Raw genomic sequence first — 21,776 nt, forward strand, 5'->3', positions numbered from 1 at the left:
AGACTTTTGAGAAGGAACAAAAGCATTTATTAGCAAATCCTGAAATTGCTACTGCTTGGTTAAGGTATCAAAGTCAATATCCTCATGTCAGTTTATATTTTAGAAGTATAGAAGACAGGGATATAAATACAGGGATATAAATATATAAATATATAAATAATATAAATAATGTGTTATAATATCCCAATTAGCAACAGGAGTAAAAACCATGACTGTTAAAGAATTGATTTATGCAGAAATTGATAAATTACCAGAAGATCAACTTAATGAATTTTATCAATTACTTAAAGAATTGAAGAAAAACACAAGAAAGAGTATGTTGTCATTAAATGACACATCAAAAAGCACATTACAAAAATCAGAAAAAAATGTATCTAATTCTTATCCTGATCATGATTTAGATTATCTTGCAGGAACATGGGGAGAAGAAGATGAAGCAGAATTTTTAGCGGACTTTCTTGATCAATAAAACTCTTTTTTAGATTATAAGCTGATGATGTGGCATAATATCCAATATTTATCCCATCCTGAAAATCCTAAAATCCTGGATATCCTGATTCAGACAATTAACCAAATAACTAATAATATAAAAAACTATGCCACACATTTTTGATAATATCAACGAAAAACTACTACCCCAACTCAAAGAAAGCCTAAAAGATGCCCATAGGGCAGATTTTTGTGTAGGTTATTTCAACTTACAAGGATGGAAATTAATCCAGGAAGAAATAGAACAATTTACCGGAGGAGAAGATAACTGTTGTCGCTTATTAATTGGAATGCAGAAATTACCCAAAGACGAACTTAACCAAATGTTAAGTTTAGGAATATCTCCTAAACCCATATCCCAAGGTGACACAAATAAGCTGACAAAACGCATAGTCCAGGAATTTAGTCAACAATTAATGATCGGAAAACCAAATAATGATGATGAATTGGGTTTAAAAAGACTGAAATCACAATTAAAATCTAAAAAAGTAATAGTTAAATTATATTTACGTCATCCCCTTCATGCTAAACTTTATTTAATGCCTCAAAGCCATCATAATTTAAAAGCGATCGTTTTTTTAGGAAGTAGTAATTTAACTTTTTCTGGTTTATCAACCCAAGGAGAATTAAATGTTGATATCCTAGATAATGATGCAACCAATAAATTACAAACCTGGTTTAATGAACGTTGGGAAGATAGATTTTGTATAGAGATTTCTGATAAATTGGCAGAAATTATAGATGAAAGTTGGGCAAGGGAAAACTTAATTTCTCTCTATTATGTTTATCTGAAAATGGCTTATCATCTCTCTCAAGAAGCGCGAGATGGTTTAAGTCAATATACTATACCTTATGATTTTCAATTATTCCCTTTTCAAGCAGCAGCAGTACAAATTGCTGCCCATTATGTTAACCGTCGTGGTGGTGTTTTGATTGGTGATGTGGTAGGATTAGAAGAACCCGCAGTTTCATTAAAAATAATTATGCTGATACAGACCCTATAAATGAACGTAAATATTTACAATTTCCTAATGGTACTCGTTCTTATTTTCCTACCCGTATCCCGAAAACTGCTAAATTTACAATTAATAATGATGATAATTATGGAAAATTATACTCTGGTGAGGTAGTAGAAATTATTAATTCTTTATCATTACCCCGTTATGGTTTAGGAAATTACACTTTAGATAAATATAAACAACCTCCCACAGCAGTACAACAACAGATATTAAATAGTTTATCCCGTGGTGGTAGAAGGTTAATGGGTTTTTGTCGCACGAATTTATTTAAAAGATTAGAAAGTAGTGGCAATGCTTTTTTAGCATCATTATATAAACGTCAAGCAAAGGCTATTTATGAACTCTATCAAAATAAATACCAAAAACGGTTTAAATGGTTAGATTCTCGATTGTTCAAATCTGAATTAAAAAAACATCTCCGCGAAGATGCTTTATCGTTATTGAAGTTATTACATAATTGTGGAGAATGGAATTATCAACAAGATCAAAAATTACAAACTTTGCAAAAATTAATCACGGAAACTCATGAAAACGAGAAAATATTGATATTTACCCAATTTGCAGATACAGCGCGTTATTTACAGGAGTGTTTAGAAAAAACCAATATCACTCAAACCGCATTAGTGACAGGAAAAATAAATGATCCGACAGCATTAGCTTATCGTTTTAGTCCAGAAAGTAATAAACAAAATATTCTCCAGGAACAACAAATTAGAATTTTAATTGCTACCGATGTTTTAAGTGAAGGTCAAAATTTACAGGATTGTCGGATAATTATTAATTATGACCTACCTTGGGCAATTATTCGCTTAATTCAAAGAATTGGTAGAGTAGATAGAATTGGCCAAAAAGCCTCAGAAATTCTCTGTTATTCGTTTTTACCTGCGGAGGGAGTGGAAGAATTAATTAATTTACGAGGGAGATTAAGTGAAAGATTACAACAAAATGCGAATGTGGTGGGAACAGATGAAGCATTTTTTGAAGATAGTCTTTCTGATCAGGAAATACTTGATCTTTATCACGAAAAATCGGGTTTTTTAGATAAAGAGGATGATGGAGAAGTTGATTTAACATCGACAGGAAGCGCGGATTATTTGTTCATTAGGGTTATTTTCAGTACCTTAATCTCCTCCCCAGTTTCGGACTGAGAGTGGTATTTAGAGGCTGTAATTCCCGTACAGAGTGTAGAAATCAGGCATTTAACTGGTTAATAACCGCAATATCGAATAGCTGTAACCAATTTTCAGAATTTTGTCCATAATCACCATAATTCCGATAGAGTTGTGATATTTTACTTATTATAGGTGTGATACCATCACATCTGACACTTAAATAAAAATGAATTGCGGTTAAACCCCTATAAATACATCAATGTACAGTAGTAATCTGAGTAGTCATCTGAATACAGATTGGAATAGCCAAAACTATGCTCTTCTGGAGCTTTCTGCAAAAGTAGAATACGCACTCCTAGCGCTGTTAGAACTAGCCAAGCATCATGATAAAAAAGTTCCTCTGACGATAAACGAGATAGCAGCCAAACAACCCATACCAGAACGCTATCTGGAACAAATTCTCGCTCAATTGCGACGTGCGGGTATGGTACAGAGTCAACGCGGCTCTAAAGGGGGTTTTGTGTTAATGAATGACCCGTGGCAAATTACTTTGCTAGAAATTGTCACCTTAGTGGAGGGGGAACGAAAGGAAAAAGAAAGCACTCAGACTCGCACCCTGGAGAAAGCCTTGATTTTAGAAATCTGGGCAAAAGCTAATACTGCCTCAATAGAGGTTTTAAGTGGCTATACACTCCAGGATTTGTACCAGGAAACAGAAACTCGCAGCCAAAATAGTCCCATGTATTACATTTAGCAAGAGGTGATGAAAATGAATGGTTAACTAAATTTTGAAACTTTCATCATTACTAATATTAACAATTACTCCGTCATCTTCTGCATTTTGATTACCATCATTTTTTCAGCAAAGCCAATAAACAAATACTGTTAATCTATTGCACTTTAAAGACAAATTAAAATGTAGAGGGACGAAGGGTAATTATGTTTGTGCAACTAATTTCCAACTTACCATCATTAAAATCCCATAAATAGTAAATCTTAGTGGACGCAGAGGGATAATCTCACAAAGTTTCGCACCGATAATCACTCCCGGAACAGAACCAATCCAAATTGGGATTACTAAATTCAAATCAACAGTTCCCAATGTCAGATGTCCCAAAGATGTAAATATTAATAAAATTGCTGCTTGAGTAATATCTGTACCCACTAATTTACGAGCTTCTAACCGGAAAAATGTCATCAAAACCAGCGCAAAAATAGAACCTGATGAAACACTGGTCATACCCACACAGAAACCTAAAATTCCGCCAATAATTACGGTAATCAAACGTCCTTTATTGGTGTTTACATTTAATTGTGGCAGTTCGGGTAAATTGATTTTGGGAAAAAAAGTCACTAAAAACATTTGTATTAATGCTGTTAATGTAACTGTAACAATCATTACTCCTAATAACCGTAGTAACAGGCTGTCTATGTGATGTTCTCCAGTCTTTCTCAGTTGGTATAAAACTGCTACACCCAGCAATGAACCAGAAACGCTACCCATTGCCAGCCATTTAACTAAATCTACATCAATGGTTTTTTGTTGCCAGTGTTTCCAACTCCCTACTACTTTCATTAATGTAGCGGCTACAACATCAGAACTGATAGCAATAGAAGGCGGTACGTGAAAGAAAAAAATCAACATAGGAGTGATGAGAGACGCGCCACCTATTCCTGTTATACCAACAATCATACCAATAAAAAAGCTAAAAATGGGTAATAATAAGTAGTCCATATTCCTATTTAATAGTGTGTTTTAGTTGTGATGTGAAAGTATTGAAGGATCACTTTTTTTATTTGGTGAAAATCCATGGTGTGATTTTGCAAATTTGCATAAAACACTAAAACTAGATTGATTTACCGTAGTTTAACATTAAACTTATCAAAAGTCTAGTGCCAGTCTCTATAAATTAATCCATATTTTTATGATGATATTGCATAGTAGAGATGATCATAGAAACTACAGTTATGTGGGATTGTATTCTTCATAAAACTAAATAAATAGTATAAATAGTCAATTGGGAAAATATGATATTCTAAATTTTGTAGCCTAATCAAAAGACGCAATTTATAGCTGTCTTATGGATATACCAGTCTTGAGAAAATAGATTGAAAAAAGAGGGCCTAAAATTGAGCATACTAGCATTTTGTTTACTAGTTTGGCTGGGGTCATTTAGCGCCGGCTTAGTAGGTGCATTAACGGGTTTAGGTGGTGGAGTTGTCATAGTTCCATTATTAACTTCCGTCTTTGGTGTTGATATTCGCTATGCGGTTGGTGCATCATTAGTATCAGTAATTGCCACATCCTTAGGTTCAGCTTCTACATACATTAAAAAAGGCTATGCCAATTTACGCTTAGGAATGTTCCTGGAAGTAGCCACCACTATTGGCGCACTTATTGGTGCTTTGCTGATAGTCCACGTGCCAGTAAAAATACTTTGCTTAATTTTAGCAATTGTGCTAATTTATTCAGCATATCTGTCTCAACGGCCCAGACCAGAACAAACAGAAATGATTGCACCAGATCCTTTAGCAGAATATCTGCAACTTAATGGTACTTACCCCAGTCATGACCGTGTAATACCCTATCAGGTCTATGCTTTACCTGCTGGGTTCAGTATTATGTTAGTAGCTGGAATGCTTTCCGGTTTATTGGGAATTGGTTCGGGAGCATTCAAAGTCTTGGCTATGGACCAAGCCATGGGTCTCCCTTTTAAAGTTTCCACTACTACGAGCAATTTTATGATTGGTGTGACAGCCGCAGCTTCTTCCGGTGTTTATTTAACCCATGGATATATAGATCCGGGTTTATCCATGCCAGTCATGTTAGGAGTATTACCAGGTGCTTTTTTGGGTGCGAGAATCTTAATGGGTGCTAAAACCCAGATTTTGAGAATTATTTTCAGTTTTGTGTTAGTATTAATGGCATTAAAAATGGTCTATAACAGTCTACTAGGGAGTGTGTAATTATGTATAAATTAAATTCTGGTTTTCGGTGGACTTGCTCAACACATATGGAAACAGAATTTGGAAACCTCGCTTTTAAACCGGAGGAAGAAGATTCTGATCTTCAACATTTAAAAGAACAATACCTGACTCACACAGTACAAAATTATCATGATGAAGTTGTTAGCAATCAAAAACTGACAAAATCAACAACTGAACAAAAGTTAGAATACTTACTCAGCAAATTACTTATGTACGGAGTTTTAATTGCTAGTTTTATAGTATTATCTGGGGGTATTTTATACTTAATTAATCATGGCTCTGATATTGCTGAATATCAAGTATTTATAGGTACAAAATCTCAATTTCACTCACCAACAGGTGTAGTCAATGCCGCTTTTGCGGGTAGTTCTCAGGGAATCATTCAACTAGGACTGTTAATACTAATTGCTGTCCCTATCTTGCGTGTAATTATCTCTTTATTAACTTTTTTGTTAGAGAGAGAATTTATTTATGTAATTATCACCTCATTAGTGCTTGCTAGTCTAACTTACAGCATAGTCGGGGCGTATTACTAATATAACTCGTCTTGAAAACATCAAAATATCATACAACTAATTTTAGGAGTTTGAAGTACCAGGGTGTAGAATATCAATTGAGGACAAATCTAGCCTTGGTTTGTACCGAAATCAGCAGTTTGATTGTTCAGATGTGTATTTTTGTGTTGATATTTATCCTATCCCCCTGGATAGGATATCATGCTACAAAGTGAGAGAAATAATCTAGGGACCTTCTAGGGTTCTCTCCTTGTTTTGGTTATCTTGAGGAACTCATTGTGGTTGTAACCCCGGAAAAACTGCACGCTACCCATAGCCACGAGCATCTACCCACTAAAGACCGTGTAGCCGTGTTACTCATGGGCTATGGCGAAGTTGAGAGCTACGAAGATTTTGCTAATTATAACGAACAAGCTTTAAATTTACTGACTGCTAAATTCGCTCCTGTTCCTACTTGGATTTATCCCCCTTTAGCCAAGCTTTTGGCATTATTTGATCGTCATGAATGGGGACACACACACCACGATTTTATCTCCCCACACAATGCCATCTTTGAAAGACAAAGAGCAGGTATTGAACACGAATTACAACATAAATGGGGTAGTGGTGTTCAAGTTTTCAAAGCCTTTAACTTTTGCGCTCCTTTTTTACCAAATCAAGTTTTAGCCGAAATTAAAAATCAAGGTTTTAGCAAACTGCTGATTTATCCATTATTGGTGGTTGATTCCATTTTTACCAGCGGTATTGCCATTGAACAAGTGAATAATGCCCTGGTAGAATTAGCTGATGGTGATGAACATTGGATCAAAGCTCAAAGATATATTCCTTCCTTCTATAATGAGCCAAAATATATTGATTTAATGGCGCATTTGGTAGAAGAAAAAATTCATACTGATTTGGCTACAGGTTATTTACCTTCGCAAATTGGTATTATCCTCATGAATCATGGTTGTCCCCACAAAGCCAAAGGCTTTACGTCGGGAATTGATGAAAGTCAAGCCATGTACGAGTTAGTTAGAAACAAGTTAATTAACAATTATCCGTTGATTTCTGTAGGCTGGTTGAATCATGATACTCCATTAATTGAATGGACACAACCAAATGCTACCCAAGCTGCTCAAAATTTGATTCAATTGGGTGCAAAGGTAATTCTATTTATGCCTATTGGCTTTGCAACGGAAAATCATGAAACTTTGTTAGATGTTCACCACATTATTCATGATTTGGAAAAACAACATCCAGATGTAGATTATTTACAAATGGCTTGTGTGAATGATCACCCCTAATTTTTAGCTATGGCTGCTGAATGGGCAAATGTACATATTGCAGGGTTAATGGCAACAGAAGGAATGGCTGTTAATTCACATTCAGCTATGACTCATCATCACCATCATCATTAGCAATTAGGGCGGTGAGAAATCGCATCTACACAAACAAAACCCACTTAGGTGGGTTGAAAATATTGAATTTTTTATTAGTCCACACAGGTGGACTTTTTTTCTACCTCTTCTCGTTGCGTAAGTTCTGTTATTGCATCATTATGTATGGTTAATACCACACCGCGCTATTTTCAAGTTAAACAAGTTAAACTTGTAACAACACATAATAACACAATTTCTAGCTAAGGCTGTATTCAATGTTTATTAATGCGATCGCCTATTTCTCACAAGAGAGATTGAATATATTTATCTTCAAAATTTACCCGTCGTAATTGATTCTTTGACTGCTTAATTTTATGCCAAGCTGTTAATTAACCCTAGATTAACTTATCAATATTATTGATTTATCTCTATACATAAATCATTGCCATCAGCCAAAAAGTCATGAAAAGTTAAATAATCCATAAGTATAGCTAAAATCGTCAGTAAGGTGAATAACATAGATCAAATATTTTTTATTTTTCGATGTAGGTCTTAAATGGAATCACTAGAAAAACAGATTCTCACCTTAACCCAGAAAGTTAATGCCATCTATGAAATAATTGCCAGGTTGGATATGCGGCTATCCCAAGCCTTGTCAGATTCATCTTTGGAGGAATTACCAGCCATAGAGCATTATCTAGAAAAGAAACAGCCTCAAGGGTATAAGTCCAAAGAATTGGAGCATAAAGATGTTTTAACCGATTCTATGGTCTATTCGGACGCAAATTATCAAGCCAGAGATAGACAAATAACCCCAGAAATTCAAATCCAACGGTTAACAACCCAGTTAACCGCAGCCTATCACCGTATTGCAGCCTTAGAAGAACAGTTACTTAGACAGAGGATTTCTTAGTTTCTTGCTGAGTTTTTTGGTTGCTGCTAAGTTGTTCCATTTCCGCTTCTATAGCCGCTAACAGTTGATTTTGCTGCCAATTTTCACCTAAGGAAGCAGCGATACAGGCCGCACCAGCACCAACACCTTCTTTCACAAAACCCCTTTCATAAGCTTGAAGTTGGGGATATCGAGAATTAGCAAAACTCAATTTTGTGGCTAATAAAGTAGGAATGCTGTTTTTACTGAAACTCTGGGCTAGATCAATTGTTGCACCGGTAGGATCTTCCGCTACCCAGCGGGTTGTACCAATGACAATTTCTGCCGGTTTCCAGGATAAAGAGTATGTGTGGGCGATCGCTTGAATTAAAGCATATACCGCCAACATCTGCGTACCTCCACCCAATAATACCCCACATTTTCGACTAGCAGCGATCGCCATTCCCGCTACTACCACTTGCATTGGATCTCCTACCGCTGCTACAAGTTCTAAAGCATCAACTGAAGATGATATTTTAGCTAATCCAGTCTGTACTAAATCCCATTTTTGCTTATGATTACACACAGCATGACTACTATTAACCTTACCAACCGCATCAATACCCAACCCAGTTAAAATAGCTAAAGCTGTTGTTGTTCCCCCGACGACGCACTCACTTAAAATTAAATAACTATTAGCAGCATCATAACTTAATTGAGAACCCCAGCGTAATCCCTCTGTTAACAATTGTTTAACCGTAGCTATATCCATAGCTGCACCCTGACTTAAACACCTGGCGGCCATACCACCTAAATCTATTAATGGTACTGGTGGAATATGTAACAATCCCGCATTAAACAAGTAAACAGGGATGTGTAAATTAGCCACCACCGCCCGCGAAATCAGCACAGGAGACGCACCCGAAGTCAGGGGAGGCAAGGGATACTTAGGGTAATATTCAGCGCCGTGATAGAGAAATTCTGCATCAGCGCAAGCCGTATATTGGCGGTCTTCTGGAGTTAAACCAGCCGCAGAAATACCGGGAATTAAACCAGTTTCCGTGAATCCTAAAATACAGGCAAATATTGGTAATTTACCTCGATAGCGATGCAGCCATGCTTCCCCAAGAGCTACCTGTGTGTATATATTAATCATAATCCATTAATACCTGTACCCAACGTGGTGGCCGGGGAATAGAATTACCAATAGCGTCCAAGAGTAACCAAGCGACAAGGTGGACTATAAATAAGTACATAAAATTATTAATTACAATTAAAGCGATCGCTCCTAATTGAATTAATAATAAATTGGGAGTTGTCAATAATTCCAAGTGTAAAAAAATCCAATCAATAATTTCTGTTACTTGGTTAATCACATAAACCCACAGGTCTTCACCGGATAACAGAGATAAAAACCACAGTCGAAAAAACACGCCTACAGTCCCCAGCAAAGTCCCTAAAATGATAGAAACAATCCACGGTACACGACGATGCCAAGTAGCCCCTAATAGCACACCCATAAGGGCAAAAGGCATAACAAATAACAAACTGCGAACAGGTCCCATTAACACAGCCAATAGTAAACCAGAAGTGACTGCGGCCATCCAAGCTGCACGGTTACCCCAACGTAAATATACTAAAGCGATGGGTATAGGAAAAAGTACCCGCAATACTGGACCTAGAGGGAAGTAAAAATTAATAAACCAAATTAAACTCGCCGTACTAGCTAAAAAAGCCGTTTCCACCATTTTTAAAGGACTATCAACATTGAGACATTGATACTGTAATTGGCTTTGGGTAGGAGATGCAAGAGATGGATCTGCCTCTGGTTCTTCTGGTAGGGAATCAACAATACTCATGGGGAGGTGATTAAATTAAACTATAGTTTTGCCAAAACTGTTCAGGAATAGTTGTGTGTGTGGCTTTTTACTTATCTAGATGTTAGATCATGTCCGGTTGAACACTGATCATATCTGTTGAGGCTGGTAATGGGTAATTGGTAATTGGGAAAAGGCAATACAATGATGAACTATATCGTCAGTGATTGGGCGGACATGATATTAGAGGTAATTAATCAATGTTAATATAGCGCAAAAACCTACCAAAGAACTTGTATTTTACCATTAGCGTTCTACTAGATTAAATATCACAAAAATTTAGCAATTATGGCATAATTGTCAAGGAATCAACAGCACCGTACCACCTTTAAGAATAAATGTATAATTAAGTAGGTTTCAGCCAACTAACTTCCGTACTTATCAAGCTTTACACATTAACATCCAATTTTCACTCAGGTAAATTAACGTGACTTCCCATACTGATGAAATTCAGCAACTAATTGCAGATATTGATCACTTACTGTCCCACAGTAGTCAAGGTCTTTCTAAATTCCTGTCTCACCAAAAACCAAGGGAAAAAGAGATTCTACAACGAGTACATGACTTTTTAGTTCAACTCAGCCAGGATCAAGTATCAGAGGATCAAATTCCAGCAGAAACAAATCAACCATCGGACACAAAACCGTTTTCATCTTTGTTGACGCAATTTAACCAACAGAGTCATTCCTCGACCGTCTTTGAGTCTACGTTAACCCCATCAGAACCAAATCAGATTTCAACAGAAATCAAACCAGAACTGACGGTTTTACTTCAGCCCTTACAAGCGGAATTATCAAGACTATTAGCAGAAAGAGCCAGTCTGATCCAGGAAATTAGACAATTAGAACAAAAGCAACTGCAAAACCGTTCCGTTGGTCAGCAGTTCGTAAACCAAGAGCAGATTATTTCTCAATTCCTAGAAGTCCTCATGAGTCGCTTGGACGCGCATTTAAAATTAAACGCTAGTCCTATAATTAATCCTAATCAACAGAATTTAGAAGCTATTACTGCTGCTATTCAACCCATTTTAGAATCAGCAGAACGGGTAGAACAGTTAGCAAATTTAGCACGTAATTTAGATCAACGTTTGCTTTCCTTAGATGGAACTGTAAATATTGTTTTTGAAGCTCTAGAACGGAATATTAACACCTATTATCATTCCCTATCCCAAGCACTAGCAAAAATGCACAGTCAGGGGATGCAAGGTGAACAGTTAATGGCAAATTTCCTGAATAATTTAACTGAATATTTACAACAGCAATCCCTAATTAGTGAGCCGTTAATTTCTATTGTCAACCCTGATATAGCAGAGTATCCAGGGTGGGAAGAATTAAAGAAAATACCAGATTTGTCTGGAGTAACTTCTGTAGAGGAAATAACATCAGTTTCTCTGGAAACAGAGTTATTACAGGAACAATCAAAATCTGCAAAGGAGTTAGACTTAACAAGTTCTGATCAAGTAGATGATCTTTATGCAAGTTTCTCTAATCCTCAAACTTCTTCACCAGCAAATTTATCATTTTATCATGACCCTCTGCTCGGAGAAGATAGCAATTTATCCATCACTTCTGAAGTTGTTAGTAATGATTTATTAACAGTTTCTATCCCAGCAGAACCACAAGAGGATTTGCTGTCAATTCCAACCAGTGAATCACCAGACGATCAAAAATACAATGATCAAACAATAATTTCCGATACTGCTCAAGAAAGTAAAGCCACAATTGAATTAGAACCAAATAGTACAGATACAATTACAGTTTTAACTGATTTATTGATTGATAATAGCAATGAAGAAATCTCGTCAGAAACATCAAACCTATTGGATAATCCAGAAATTAATCCAGCAGATACCTCTGTGGTGACATTACCAACAACCACGGAAAATGAAAATCAGAATTTGGGTTTTGATAACTATATTTCTACTATTTCTACAGCTTTAGAAAGAGATTTAGTATCTTTATTGGATAATTTTGATCTACCATTAAATTATGATCAGAAATCTGCAACTAATTTAGATGTTGAAGTTTTTGACCAGGAAGTAAATTCAAGCTTAACAACTGTAACAAACATAGAAGATAAAAAAGAAGATTTTTCCCCAGCCTCAATTACTAGTCAGCAATCTCCAATCACTGCTATTCAGCCCCCAACCCATGGCGAAAATAATGATGTTCCTCCAGACGATACTTTAAATTCTACTTGGTATTTAGGAATTGATGTAGGAACAACAGGAATTTCTGCGGCTTTATTAAATCACTCCAAATTAGTAGTTTATCCAATTTATTGGTCAGCAGAAAACCCAAATAGCAATACTGATTTTCAGCAATCATTTCGTTTACCTGCTGAAGTTTATTTACCTACAAATGTAGCTACTAATCAGGAAAAAAGTGGAGAATCACCCTTACCCCAATCATCAGTTCCCTATCATCTTTATTCAGCACAATTAAAGCCTTATTTACAAATAGCAGTTCCCTACCAGCAAGAACGCCAAAAATGGGAACCAATGTTACAATTAAATGAATTTTCCGCAGGTCCATTAATTTGGATCATCAGATCACTCTCAAAACTACTGTTAACTTTAAAGTCCAGTCAAACCAGCACCACACCCGCTTTAATTGCTAATGCTGTGGGTATGAATATACCAACTTTCTCTAAAGTGATTAAAAATATTGCTGGTGTAATTTGTACCTGTCCTGCTAATTGGAGCGAACAATATCGCTTTAATATCCGGGAAGCAATTCTTACCAGTCAACTTGTCTCCCATCCTCAACAAATCTTTTTTGTCGAGGAAGCGATCGCTACTGTACTACCAGAATTAGATAGTGTCAATGGCCAATTTATCCAAATTAGCGAAAATCAAGGTTTACAACCTTTAAAAACTAGTGATTACCCTGTGATTGGTAATACTTTAGCCATCAACATTGGCGCAATATCTACAGAAATGGCACTAGTAGATATACCAGCAAATTTGGGAGAACTAACACACAAAGATTTCATGCTTCACAGTTTCGCCTATGCCGGGAAGGGCATCGAACAGGATATTATCTGTCAGTTACTACTACCACCGAAATCCCGTCAACCTCGCCAAGCTGGACAAGATGATCATGAATCTGCTAATATTAATCCTTGGCATTGGCAACCTTCAATTCCCGGTTTAGATGAAATGCAATTTTCTAGTTTGAGTTTAGAAGCATTGACATTACCTAAAGTGGGAGAACCAGATACACAAGCGCGGCTTCGTCTCCAGCAGTGTCTAGAAAGTTCCATTCTGGGACAAGCATTATTAGATGCTGCTTTGGCCTTAAAGCTAATTTTACAGCATCAAGAAACCTTTACCCTAGAATTTGCTGATCAGAGTTGGATATTAAAACGCCGAGATTTAGAAAGTCAAGTTTTTGTCCCCTTTGTCCGTCGTCTGAACCGAGAACTGAATAAATTATTAGTAGCCCGTGATATTCCCACCGGAGCTATTAATCAAGTTATTATTGGCGGTGGTGTAGCCGGTGTGGGTACTATTAACCGTTGGTTGCGGCAAAAACTGCCTAATGCTAAGATTATCCAAGACTTATATCTTGGTGAAAATGGTACTCCCAATTGTAGTCGGGTGGCATTAGGTTTAGTCATGTTACCTTTACATCCCCAAGTTCTAGACATACCTAAGCAACAATACACAGATTATTTCTTATTTTCTGAATTGCTGAAACTATTACCCGAACGTTCTTTATCTTTTGGTGAAGTCTTGCAGTTATTTGAAAATCGTGGTATCAATACCCGTATCTGTCAACAACGATTATTAGCCTTCCTGGAAGGTGAACTACCCCCAGGTTTAATTCCCACTGCTACAGACAACCTTTGGCTGACTGATAACTCCCAACAAAATCCTGACTACAACGCTATAGCTTCTCTGTCTTCCGGTATATCACCTCTATTTGAAAAACAAGGTAATCTTTCCTATCGTCCCAATTCTCAACAAGTTAAGTTATTAGTACGTTATTTAGATAACATAAAATCCAGTACCGTTCAATCCCTGGAAGAACCTTATAGTTATCTTTTGTACAGTCAGGTGTAAAAGATAGGCTATGGGTAATTCATAATGGGTCATGGGTTCATGGGTAATAGGTCATGGGTCTTATAAAACATTTCCCCCTATTCCCCTAAAACGTCATGATCACTGAAAAAGACATATAATAGGTTTTAAAGCTTTTGGGTGATCATATCATCACCACCAAAAAGTTTGATAAAATCGCATTTTAACAATTGATAGTTGATTCTAAATAGCTACCATGGGTTTTTTGTCAGAAATTAAATGGCTTGCTATATAACTAAAAACGATTAATGTATATAAATACAACAATTTGTATATTTATTGACATTAATTAAATTATTAATGTGAGGAATAATCATGAAATTATTAGTTCGTTGGGGCGTAACTTTAGGTATTGCGGGGAGTGTGATATTTGCGGGAATATCAGGAATAAATAACTCCCAAGCATTAGCGTTACCACAAGAGCAAGTAGTAAAAACATTACAAAAAGTACCAGTATTTACCCTTGCTAATCCTCAAGGGGAATTTGTAGTTATTTCCAGAAAAAACCAATCCAAAACTATTTCTCAAATAGGCTTTTTTATCAGTAAACAAGATGCTCAAAAATTCCTGGAAGGTAAGCTGAAAAAAGAGAATCCCCAATTAGCCAATACCATTCAAGTCAAACCTATTTCTCTAGGAGATTACTACAAATTATTAGTAGAAAATAAAAAGAAAAAAGATTCCGAGGTAATTTTTACCTTAGTACCCACAAAACAACAAGTGGACTCAGCTAAAAGTATTTTGACTTCCAGTGGGAAACCTGTTCAGCAATTTAATGGTGTTCCTTTATTTGTACCGAAATTTAAACAGGGAAATAACTATTTGACAATTCCCGTTTCCCAAAGTAATGAACGTTACATTCCGTTCTATTTCGATAAAGAACAAGTAGTGGCGCTTTTAGAAGACTTCAAAAAAGCTAAACCACAGGAAGCAGCGAATACAGAAATTCAAGTATTAGACTTAGATGGAGTCATTAAAACACTCACTGAAAGCAAAGATCCCAACACTAGTAAAATTTTCTTGTTTCCTTCACGAGAGTCAATAGAATTTATTCGTTCTCTACCTCCAAACCAACAAAAGAAAAAATAATCCCCAGCCCATAATCATTGTAACCGTCTTTGATAAATTGGAGTATAAAAAACCAGAGATTTTTAATGGTTGACTAATTTACCCTATTGTGTAATGGAAATCATAAGATATGGTTTTTCCACTGAATACCCAAAGAAAACGTCTGATCTCCAACTTTGCGTCTTTGCTCCTTAGCGTCTTGGCGCGAAACATAACTCATACTACCATAACGCAACGCCAAATCATCTTTACCTGTAATATCCAGTATGTTAGACCCAAATCAAGTAGTTTCTGGTTTAGAACTTTGGATGTGGCGTAATGCGTCTATTAAAGCCGCTACAGCATCGGATATACCTCCAATGGAAGTAGACTGGCTATTACAAACAATTACGAAGTTAGACAGATTGGCACTGCGTTTAGAAACTTTTAAGAATTGGGAGCAAATCCCCATACAATTGTCTTTAACAGAATTAGAGCAATTGTGGCAAAAGCGATTAAATGATCGTTTACCAGTGCAGTATATAGCAGGTATGACATCTTGGCGCAAGTTTCAACTCACGGTTAACCAAGGAGTCTTAATTCCCAGACCAGAAACAGAAATGTTAATTGATCTAGCGATCGCTGCTGCTGATGATAACATGAGAGCAGGACACTGGGCGGATTTGGGAACTGGTAGCGGAGCGATCGCTTTTTCCATAGCTGAGGTATTGACAAATGCCACAATTCATGCTGTAGATATTAGTGCTGCTGCGTTAACAGTAGCCCAAACCAATGCTAAAAATTTGGGTTTTAGGGACAAAATTCAATTTTATCACGGTTCTTGGTGGCAACCCTTGGAATTTCTTAAAGGTCAATTTAGTGGTATGATATCAAACCCGCCATATATTCCCAGTCATACCGTCCTCACTTTACAACCGGAAGTAGTTAAACACGAGCCACATTTAGCCTTAGACGGTGGTCAAGATGGTTTAGACCATATTCGTCATTTAATCACAGTTTCCTCCGATTATTTGCGTCCTGGTGGCGTTTGGTTGGTGGAAATGATGGCGGGACAGGCAGAAACCGTGGCAGAATTGTTAGAAAATCATGGTAGTTATAGTAATATTTCCATTCATGCTGATTTAGCCGGAATTGAGCGTTTTGCTGTAGCTCGTAAAAATGTCTAAATCAAGGTTTACAGGAGTTAAAGGGTTTTAGGATGTTATGCGACAATTAAAAGTGCTGATATGTATATTGAGACTGAGAACAGCTTAACGGCTAACTTCAACCGGTTCTGACTCGACTATGCTGGTTTCATCTCCTATTTGATAGGTAACAATTGCTTTAACTTGATTCCTACCTATATAACCACTTTTATTAGTCAATTGCAAAACCACCTCAGAATTTTCTAAGGGTTTTAACTGAATTTTATGGGGTAAATGTTGAAAACTTTGTAACTCTTCATTTGATAAATTACGAATTTCCACTTTAGTAACCGTGACAGTGACAGAAGTTAATTGGGGATTTTCCAAACGTAAAAAGACCGAAGCAAAGCCAATATTCCGTTGAGGGTCAATAGGAACACCCAAAGGTGGTAAATTTTCTTCCCTAGCGATAAGAGTTACTTTTTTTACTAAATGCCTATTAATATTCATTGTGAGTGCGGGTAAAGAATCAGACTGATCATTAGCATAAGTAGAGAGGACACCACAAGCCGTTATTGTCTCCACTAAACCCAATAAAATCACAAACCTGAGCAAAAATTGAATTTTCATTGCTTGCGAAAAAGCTGTATTAAAAATCAGTCTGACTGAATTAGACTAGAAAAAAGAAAAATTACAATCTCAAACTTTACAACTTTGCTCCTTTGCGACTTTGCGCGCAACACAATTCATACTTTCACTTACAAATATAAATATGACAGAAGTTTCCCTAGAAATCCTGATCAAAGCTGCTAAAGCTGGAAAATTAATCAGTTTCCCCACAGATACAGTCCCCGCATTAGCGACCATACCGCAACAAGCCGAATTGATTTATACTGCTAAAAAGCGTAGTTTGGATAAACCATTGATTTTGATGGCGGCCATTGCTGAAGATTTGTGGGATTATGTTCAAGGTAGTCAGATAGAATACCAGATTTGGCAGAAAGTTGTCAATAAGTATTGGCCAGGTGCGTTAACTTTGGTTTTACCAGCTAGTGACAAAATTCCCCAAGTGATGAATACTGCTGATTTAACTACCATTGGTATTAGAGTCCCAAATAATAAAGTTGCTCAAACTATTTTGGCGCAAACAGGTCCAATGGCTACAACTAGTGCTAATTTATCAGGTCAACCTGCTTTGGAAAAAAAAGCAGAAATAGAATCTCAATTTCCAGAGGTTCTGACTTTAGAATCAGTAGAATATCAAGGTTTAGGAATCCCTTCCACCGTTGCTAAATGGACAGGGAAAGATTGGCAGATTTTAAGACAAGGTAGTATTAAATTAGATGATGATGAATTTTAGTAATTGGCTATATTTGGGAATAGGAATAACTATAGGTTTATGTTTTTATAGGTTACTTTTAGAATCTTCTGAATCTTCGTCCATTAGTGCTTTAAATGCTTCACAACATCGAGAAACTGAACTTTTGCAAGAATTGCAGCAAACCAAATTAGCATACTATAAAGCCCAGGAAATGAGTCAGTTTAAAGCAGGGTTTTTAGCCAGAATTAGTCATGAATTGCGATCGCCATTGAGTAGTATAATGGGATTACATCAGTTAATTTTAGCAGATTTGTGTGAAAATCCCGAAGAAGAACGGGAATTTATTGGTCAAGCTCATCAAAAATCTCTCAAATTATTAAAACTAATTGATGAAATTCTGAATATTTCCAAAATAGAATCTGGGAGAAATAAATTAGATATTCACAGTTTTCAACTAGCTGAATTTTTAGAGGAAGTTTATAAATCAACTTATTTATTAGCAGCCAATTGTAATTATCCTTTTACTTTATCACCACCAGATCCAAAAATTTACATTTTCGCAGATTCCCCCTGGCTTAAACAGATATTAATCAATTTAATAGAGAGTACAATTGAGCAAATGGAAGCAGGTAATATTTATCTTTCTAGTCATTTATCGTCCACGGCTAATTTTGTAAATATTTGCTTAGATATACCAAATGATGCTGTAATTATCAGTGAATTTATGGATTTAATGACAGGGGAAAATCCGATATTTGAGACAAATATAGTTCTGTCACCAGGAATGAAACTTTTACTCAATCAAACCTTGATAGATTTAATGGGAGGAAAGTTAGAAATTTTACCTTTACCGACCAAAAACAAAGCCACACCACAGTTAACTAGGCTGCAAATATCCATACCTTTAGCGAATTAACTGAGGTTTTTATACACAGACAAGGGTTTGACATATTTGTCTTGTCTTAGTCTGCGTCGGCGGGTTTTATTTGTGTAGTAGCGATTTATATTCGCTACTTGGTTTTTATACTTTGCGCCGACGCATTTTAGTTGTGTAGTAGCGAATTATATTCGCCCCTAGTTTTAAAAATCTAAACTCGGCCAGTCTGGTTGACGATAATAGTGAGTCATGTCGTCAAATTTTCGCAATTCCACCTTATTAAGCAGGAAATCTGGGATATTTAATGACAACGACTGATTAAAATCAGCAAGTGTATCACTGAGTTTTACCCGGTCTAATTCCGGTGAAATTTCACCAAAATACCCCAAGGTGATATGGGCTGTAAAATGGTAATGTTGCTCAATACCCAAACCCATTAATCTGCGATTTTGATAAATTATCCGCCGGAATTGAATAATTTCCTCATAAGAACGTTTATCCTTGGGTACTAAACACACACCTATAGCTCTAGGCATAACAATTAATCCTAACATTTGCCAAGAGATGGAATGAGATCCCTTTGTCATCAACTGTTGATATTGTTGAAACCTTTCAGCTAACTGAGAATTTAAATCTTCAGCGAATTGGGGATTTTTTTTACAAGCATGATCAAAAGCACTGTCCCAAATTAAATCCGCCACTGTCAGATGAAAACTAGCAGCAGGAACCGGTACAATCAAATCACCACTAATGGGTAGCTCTAGTAGTTGCTGTTGATAGGCTTGTATTTGGCTGTAGAAAGCAGCGTTATTTGTATCTTCCTCTGCGGGTGGAGTAATTAGGGTATAACCGGGAAAAGGAGCAGCTTCCCTGACCCCACCATGAACCCTAAATTTAGAAGATTCCTGAATATGCTGAATTTGGGTTTTGTAGGCTTCTGGTAGCGTCATGCGTGCTACCCGGTTTAAATAGGTTTGGTAGTTGTCGTCCAATCTTGATCACCTTGCGCTCTTTTGATAGATTGTAGGGAAAATTACTCGATTTGACTAAATTGATTTTAAATTTTGAATTGCTATGCCAATTTATGTTTATTGGGGTGAAGATGATTTTGCTATGGAAAAAGCCATAGTAATTTTGCGCGAGCGCGTTCTTGACCCCCTATGGGCAAGTTTTAATTATACCTCATTTCCCCCAGAACAAACAGATTCTATTGTCCAAGCTTTAAATCAAGTGATGACTCCTCCATTCGGTGGTGGTGGTCGTTTCGTCTGGCTCGTTAACACAACTATCAGTCAAAACTGCCCAGATCATATCCTAGCAGAATTACAACGGACTGTTAAAGTTATCCCCCCAGATTCCACTTTACTATTGACCAGTCGCAACAAACCAGATGAACGCCTTAAAAGTACAAAACTCCTCAAACAATTTGCCACATTTTGTGAATTTCCCCTCATTCCTCCCTGGAAAACAGAATTATTAGTTCAATCAGTTCAACAGGCCGCTCAAACTGTGGGACTAAAATTAAATCCCCTGGTCGTCGAACTATTAGCAGAATCAGTAGGTAATGATACCCGTCTTCTTTACAATGAACTCGAAAAATTACGTCTTTATATCCAAAGTAGTCGCAAACCTTTAGATGTAAATATAGTATCTGAATTAGTCAGAAATACTACTCAGAATACCCTACAATTGGCAACAGCTATTAGAACTGGAGATACCCCAAAAGCTTTAGGAATATTAAATGATCTCAGTAATTCAGCCGAACCTGGACTACGAATAGTTGCCACACTCATTGGTCAATTTCGCACCTGGTTATTAGTGAAAATGATGATGGAAACAGGTGAACGCAACCCGCAAGCGATCGCTCAATTTGCGGAAATTATTAACCCTAAACGAATATATTTTATACAGCAAGAAGTAAAGTCTCTCCCATTAAACCAACTCATCTTGGCCTTACCTGTACTATTAGAATTGGAAGTAAGCCTCAAGCAAGGTGCATCCGAAACTTCAACACTACAAACTAAAGTTATCGAAATGTGTCAAATATGCCAAGGTAACTGATATTGCCATCGCCATAGTATATATTATTATATACCCAAAATGGTGAATAATTTTACTGTTCCTGGAGGAGAAACTAGATTCTAAGTCTCTCCCTCTCCCCCTCTACAGAGATTGACTACGGGGTTAATTTTTAGGTCATTTACAGTACGGATTCCATCTTGACCGGAACTTCTGGATCAGAAAATAATTCAAACCCATTATCATATTCTTGATTTTCTGTCTATGTCACTTAGTCATCTACCATGTTATGATTAAAATTTACAGTCTTCATTTAACCAATCGGTTACACCAAATTCTCTCTCAACCTTTGATTTTGGCAACTATTACCACTGTAAGTCTGATTTCTGGGACTTTTAGCTTCAATTCCCCAGCAATTGCTCAAACTTTCAATGTCAACGATACAGAATTAACTAACTATGTAAAAGCTGTATTAGAAATGGAGCCAGTCCGTCAACAAGCCTTTGAAGAAATCAAAAAAATCATTGGTAGCAAAGACATTCCCCAAGTAATCTGTAATGATCCTACAAGCGTCAATGCACTACCCGGTAAAGCAAAAGATATCGCTGTAAATTACTGTAACCAGTCTCAACAAATAGTGAAAAAGTTTATCACAGTTGAAAGATTCAATGAAATCACGTTAGAAAAACAAAAAAACACCACCTTACAAAAACAACTTTATAAAGCCTCACTAAATTTACAAAAAACTTCTCCCCCCAAGCCCTCCAAATAAATAATTAACCTCAACTGCTCGGACCTAGTGGCGAAAATCAATGAGCATCAGCTAATCTCATAAGCACTGCGATTAACCCCTTTGCTGCTAAATCATTCCTTTCCTAACTTGTATTGAGCGCAAAGGACTATCGGCGTTATTCATATCTTTCTAGAATGCTCATACCACCTCAACCCAACCTAAATCCCTTATCCCACAAGCTTTCGACCATTAAATTCACCCGATTTAAAAAAAAGTTTTGAAAACCCCTTGACAACAACTGGCAGCATTGATATATTA

Annotated in this window: 19 protein-coding genes and 1 pseudogene; 15 read left to right on the top strand and 5 right to left on the bottom strand. The window is 36.6% G+C overall.

What is annotated here, in order from left to right:
* The first annotated feature begins 208 nt into the window (after positions 1–208).
* The 4 genes from ACIR310F_RS0117910 to ACIR310F_RS0117925 all read left to right on the top strand — a co-directional run bounded on the left by ACIR310F_RS0117910 (position 209) and on the right by ACIR310F_RS0117925 (position 3,374).
* A complete protein-coding gene (locus ACIR310F_RS0117910) occupies positions 209–469 on the top strand; it encodes a hypothetical protein (protein ID WP_028085018.1) in 261 nt (86 codons plus the stop codon).
* A gap of 127 nt (positions 470–596) precedes the next feature.
* Positions 597–1,493, top strand: a complete 897-nt coding sequence (locus tag ACIR310F_RS27065) for a phospholipase D-like domain-containing protein (RefSeq protein ID WP_051289730.1) — start codon at positions 597–599, stop codon at positions 1,491–1,493.
* 257 nt (positions 1,494–1,750) lie between these two features.
* Positions 1,751–2,656 carry a C-terminal helicase domain-containing protein gene (locus tag ACIR310F_RS27070; protein WP_028085019.1) on the top strand — a complete coding sequence of 302 codons (906 nt, stop codon included), beginning with the start codon at positions 1,751–1,753 and terminating at the stop codon, positions 2,654–2,656.
* Positions 2,657–2,879: 223 nt separating this feature from the next.
* On the top strand, positions 2,880–3,374 hold the full coding sequence (locus tag ACIR310F_RS0117925) for an RrF2 family transcriptional regulator (RefSeq protein WP_035368337.1): 495 nt from the start codon (positions 2,880–2,882) through the stop codon (positions 3,372–3,374).
* 183 nt (positions 3,375–3,557) lie between these two features.
* Here ACIR310F_RS0117925 and ACIR310F_RS0117930 read toward each other — a convergent pair whose 3' ends face one another.
* Positions 3,558–4,355 (bottom strand): sulfite exporter TauE/SafE family protein, encoded by a 798-nt coding sequence (locus tag ACIR310F_RS0117930; RefSeq protein ID WP_028085021.1) that lies wholly within the window; start codon positions 4,353–4,355, stop codon positions 3,558–3,560.
* 395 nt (positions 4,356–4,750) lie between these two features.
* Between ACIR310F_RS0117930 and ACIR310F_RS0117935 the strand changes: the two genes are divergently transcribed.
* The 4 genes and pseudogenes from ACIR310F_RS0117935 (at position 4,751) to ACIR310F_RS0117950 (ending at position 8,397) form a co-directional block, all read left to right on the top strand.
* Positions 4,751–5,587 carry a sulfite exporter TauE/SafE family protein gene (locus tag ACIR310F_RS0117935; protein WP_028085022.1) on the top strand — a complete coding sequence of 279 codons (837 nt, stop codon included), beginning with the start codon at positions 4,751–4,753 and terminating at the stop codon, positions 5,585–5,587.
* Positions 5,588–5,589: 2 nt separating this feature from the next.
* Positions 5,590–6,144 (top strand): DUF1634 domain-containing protein, encoded by a 555-nt coding sequence (locus tag ACIR310F_RS0117940; protein WP_028085023.1) that lies wholly within the window; start codon positions 5,590–5,592, stop codon positions 6,142–6,144.
* Between the two features lie 257 nt (positions 6,145–6,401).
* Positions 6,402–7,523 (top strand): annotated as a pseudogene (locus ACIR310F_RS23015) (ferrochelatase).
* A 517-nt stretch (positions 7,524–8,040) separates the two neighbouring features.
* A complete protein-coding gene (locus ACIR310F_RS0117950) occupies positions 8,041–8,397 on the top strand; it encodes a hypothetical protein (protein WP_028085024.1) in 357 nt (118 codons plus the stop codon).
* On the opposite strand, the gene cobT is transcribed toward ACIR310F_RS0117950, so the two are convergent.
* Both cobT and ACIR310F_RS0117960 read right to left on the bottom strand, forming a co-directional pair.
* Positions 8,378–9,511, bottom strand: coding sequence for a nicotinate mononucleotide-dependent phosphoribosyltransferase CobT (gene cobT, locus ACIR310F_RS0117955; protein WP_035368339.1), 1,134 nt, complete (start codon positions 9,509–9,511; stop codon positions 8,378–8,380). The genes ACIR310F_RS0117950 and cobT overlap by 20 nt on opposite strands.
* Complete coding sequence (locus ACIR310F_RS0117960) at positions 9,504–10,214, bottom strand: DUF2232 domain-containing protein (RefSeq protein ID WP_028085026.1); 711 nt, start codon at positions 10,212–10,214, stop codon at positions 9,504–9,506. The genes cobT and ACIR310F_RS0117960 overlap by 8 nt, the downstream gene beginning before the upstream one ends.
* Positions 10,215–10,659: 445 nt before the next feature.
* Between ACIR310F_RS0117960 and ACIR310F_RS0117965 the strand changes: the two genes are divergently transcribed.
* The 3 genes from ACIR310F_RS0117965 (at position 10,660) to prmC (ending at position 16,550) form a co-directional block, all read left to right on the top strand.
* A complete protein-coding gene (locus tag ACIR310F_RS0117965; RefSeq protein WP_035368342.1) occupies positions 10,660–14,298 on the top strand; it encodes a hypothetical protein in 3,639 nt (1,212 codons plus the stop codon).
* A 333-nt stretch (positions 14,299–14,631) separates the two neighbouring features.
* A complete protein-coding gene (locus ACIR310F_RS0117970) occupies positions 14,632–15,405 on the top strand; it encodes a Tic22 family protein (protein ID WP_035368344.1) in 774 nt (257 codons plus the stop codon).
* Between the two features lie 245 nt (positions 15,406–15,650).
* Entirely contained in the window at positions 15,651–16,550 is a 900-nt protein-coding gene (gene prmC, locus ACIR310F_RS0117975) for a peptide chain release factor N(5)-glutamine methyltransferase (protein WP_028085029.1), read from the top strand.
* An 84-nt stretch (positions 16,551–16,634) separates the two neighbouring features.
* Here prmC and ACIR310F_RS0117980 read toward each other — a convergent pair whose 3' ends face one another.
* Positions 16,635–17,138, bottom strand: coding sequence for a hypothetical protein (locus tag ACIR310F_RS0117980; RefSeq protein ID WP_028085030.1), 504 nt, complete (start codon positions 17,136–17,138; stop codon positions 16,635–16,637).
* A gap of 142 nt (positions 17,139–17,280) precedes the next feature.
* Between ACIR310F_RS0117980 and ACIR310F_RS0117985 the strand changes: the two genes are divergently transcribed.
* Positions 17,281–17,868, top strand: a complete 588-nt coding sequence (locus ACIR310F_RS0117985) for an L-threonylcarbamoyladenylate synthase (protein WP_028085031.1) — start codon at positions 17,281–17,283, stop codon at positions 17,866–17,868.
* The gene (locus tag ACIR310F_RS0117990) at positions 17,852–18,745 is read left to right on the top strand and encodes a sensor histidine kinase (RefSeq protein ID WP_331271322.1); all 894 of its coding nucleotides are present in this window, start codon (positions 17,852–17,854) and stop codon (positions 18,743–18,745) included. Before ACIR310F_RS0117985 ends, ACIR310F_RS0117990 begins: the two co-directional genes overlap by 17 nt.
* A 164-nt stretch (positions 18,746–18,909) precedes the next feature.
* Here ACIR310F_RS0117990 and ACIR310F_RS0117995 read toward each other — a convergent pair whose 3' ends face one another.
* Positions 18,910–19,698 carry a DUF1868 domain-containing protein gene (locus ACIR310F_RS0117995; RefSeq protein ID WP_028085033.1) on the bottom strand — a complete coding sequence of 263 codons (789 nt, stop codon included), beginning with the start codon at positions 19,696–19,698 and terminating at the stop codon, positions 18,910–18,912.
* A gap of 82 nt (positions 19,699–19,780) precedes the next feature.
* Here ACIR310F_RS0117995 and holA point away from each other — a divergent pair, with 82 nt between their 5' ends.
* Positions 19,781–20,767: a DNA polymerase III subunit delta gene (gene holA, locus ACIR310F_RS0118000; RefSeq protein WP_028085034.1), complete on the top strand. Its 987-nt coding sequence runs from the start codon at positions 19,781–19,783 to the stop codon at positions 20,765–20,767.
* 247 nt (positions 20,768–21,014) lie between these two features.
* A complete protein-coding gene (locus ACIR310F_RS0118005; protein WP_028085035.1) occupies positions 21,015–21,497 on the top strand; it encodes a DUF4168 domain-containing protein in 483 nt (160 codons plus the stop codon).
* The last annotated feature ends 279 nt before the right edge of the window (positions 21,498–21,776 follow it).

This window comes from Dolichospermum circinale AWQC310F, assembly GCF_000426925.1.
In the GTDB taxonomy this organism is placed as follows: Bacteria; Cyanobacteriota; Cyanobacteriia; order Cyanobacteriales; family Nostocaceae; genus Dolichospermum; species Dolichospermum circinale.

Excerpts from the sequence above, each read along its gene's own strand:
- ACIR310F_RS0117910 (WP_028085018.1), top strand. The coding sequence starts at position 209 with ATGACTGTTAAAGAATTGATTTATGCAGAAATTGATAAATTACCAGAA.
- prmC (WP_028085029.1), top strand. The coding sequence starts at position 15,651 with ATGTTAGACCCAAATCAAGTAGTTTCTGGTTTAGAACTTTGGATGTGG.
- ACIR310F_RS27070 (WP_028085019.1), top strand. The coding sequence starts at position 1,751 with ATGGGTTTTTGTCGCACGAATTTATTTAAAAGATTAGAAAGTAGTGGC.
- ACIR310F_RS0117985 (WP_028085031.1), top strand. The coding sequence starts at position 17,281 with ATGACAGAAGTTTCCCTAGAAATCCTGATCAAAGCTGCTAAAGCTGGA.
- ACIR310F_RS0117970 (WP_035368344.1), top strand. The coding sequence starts at position 14,632 with ATGAAATTATTAGTTCGTTGGGGCGTAACTTTAGGTATTGCGGGGAGT.
- cobT (WP_035368339.1), bottom strand. The coding sequence starts at position 9,511 with ATGATTAATATATACACACAGGTAGCTCTTGGGGAAGCATGGCTGCAT.
- ACIR310F_RS0117990 (WP_331271322.1), top strand. The coding sequence starts at position 17,852 with ATGATGATGAATTTTAGTAATTGGCTATATTTGGGAATAGGAATAACT.
- ACIR310F_RS0117930 (WP_028085021.1), bottom strand. The coding sequence starts at position 4,355 with ATGGACTACTTATTATTACCCATTTTTAGCTTTTTTATTGGTATGATT.
- ACIR310F_RS0117925 (WP_035368337.1), top strand. The coding sequence starts at position 2,880 with ATGTACAGTAGTAATCTGAGTAGTCATCTGAATACAGATTGGAATAGC.
- ACIR310F_RS0117940 (WP_028085023.1), top strand. The coding sequence starts at position 5,590 with ATGTATAAATTAAATTCTGGTTTTCGGTGGACTTGCTCAACACATATG.
- holA (WP_028085034.1), top strand. The coding sequence starts at position 19,781 with ATGCCAATTTATGTTTATTGGGGTGAAGATGATTTTGCTATGGAAAAA.
- ACIR310F_RS0117960 (WP_028085026.1), bottom strand. The coding sequence starts at position 10,214 with ATGAGTATTGTTGATTCCCTACCAGAAGAACCAGAGGCAGATCCATCT.
- ACIR310F_RS0118005 (WP_028085035.1), top strand. The coding sequence starts at position 21,015 with ATGATTAAAATTTACAGTCTTCATTTAACCAATCGGTTACACCAAATT.
- ACIR310F_RS0117950 (WP_028085024.1), top strand. The coding sequence starts at position 8,041 with ATGGAATCACTAGAAAAACAGATTCTCACCTTAACCCAGAAAGTTAAT.
- ACIR310F_RS27065 (WP_051289730.1), top strand. The coding sequence starts at position 597 with ATGCCACACATTTTTGATAATATCAACGAAAAACTACTACCCCAACTC.
- ACIR310F_RS0117980 (WP_028085030.1), bottom strand. The coding sequence starts at position 17,138 with ATGAAAATTCAATTTTTGCTCAGGTTTGTGATTTTATTGGGTTTAGTG.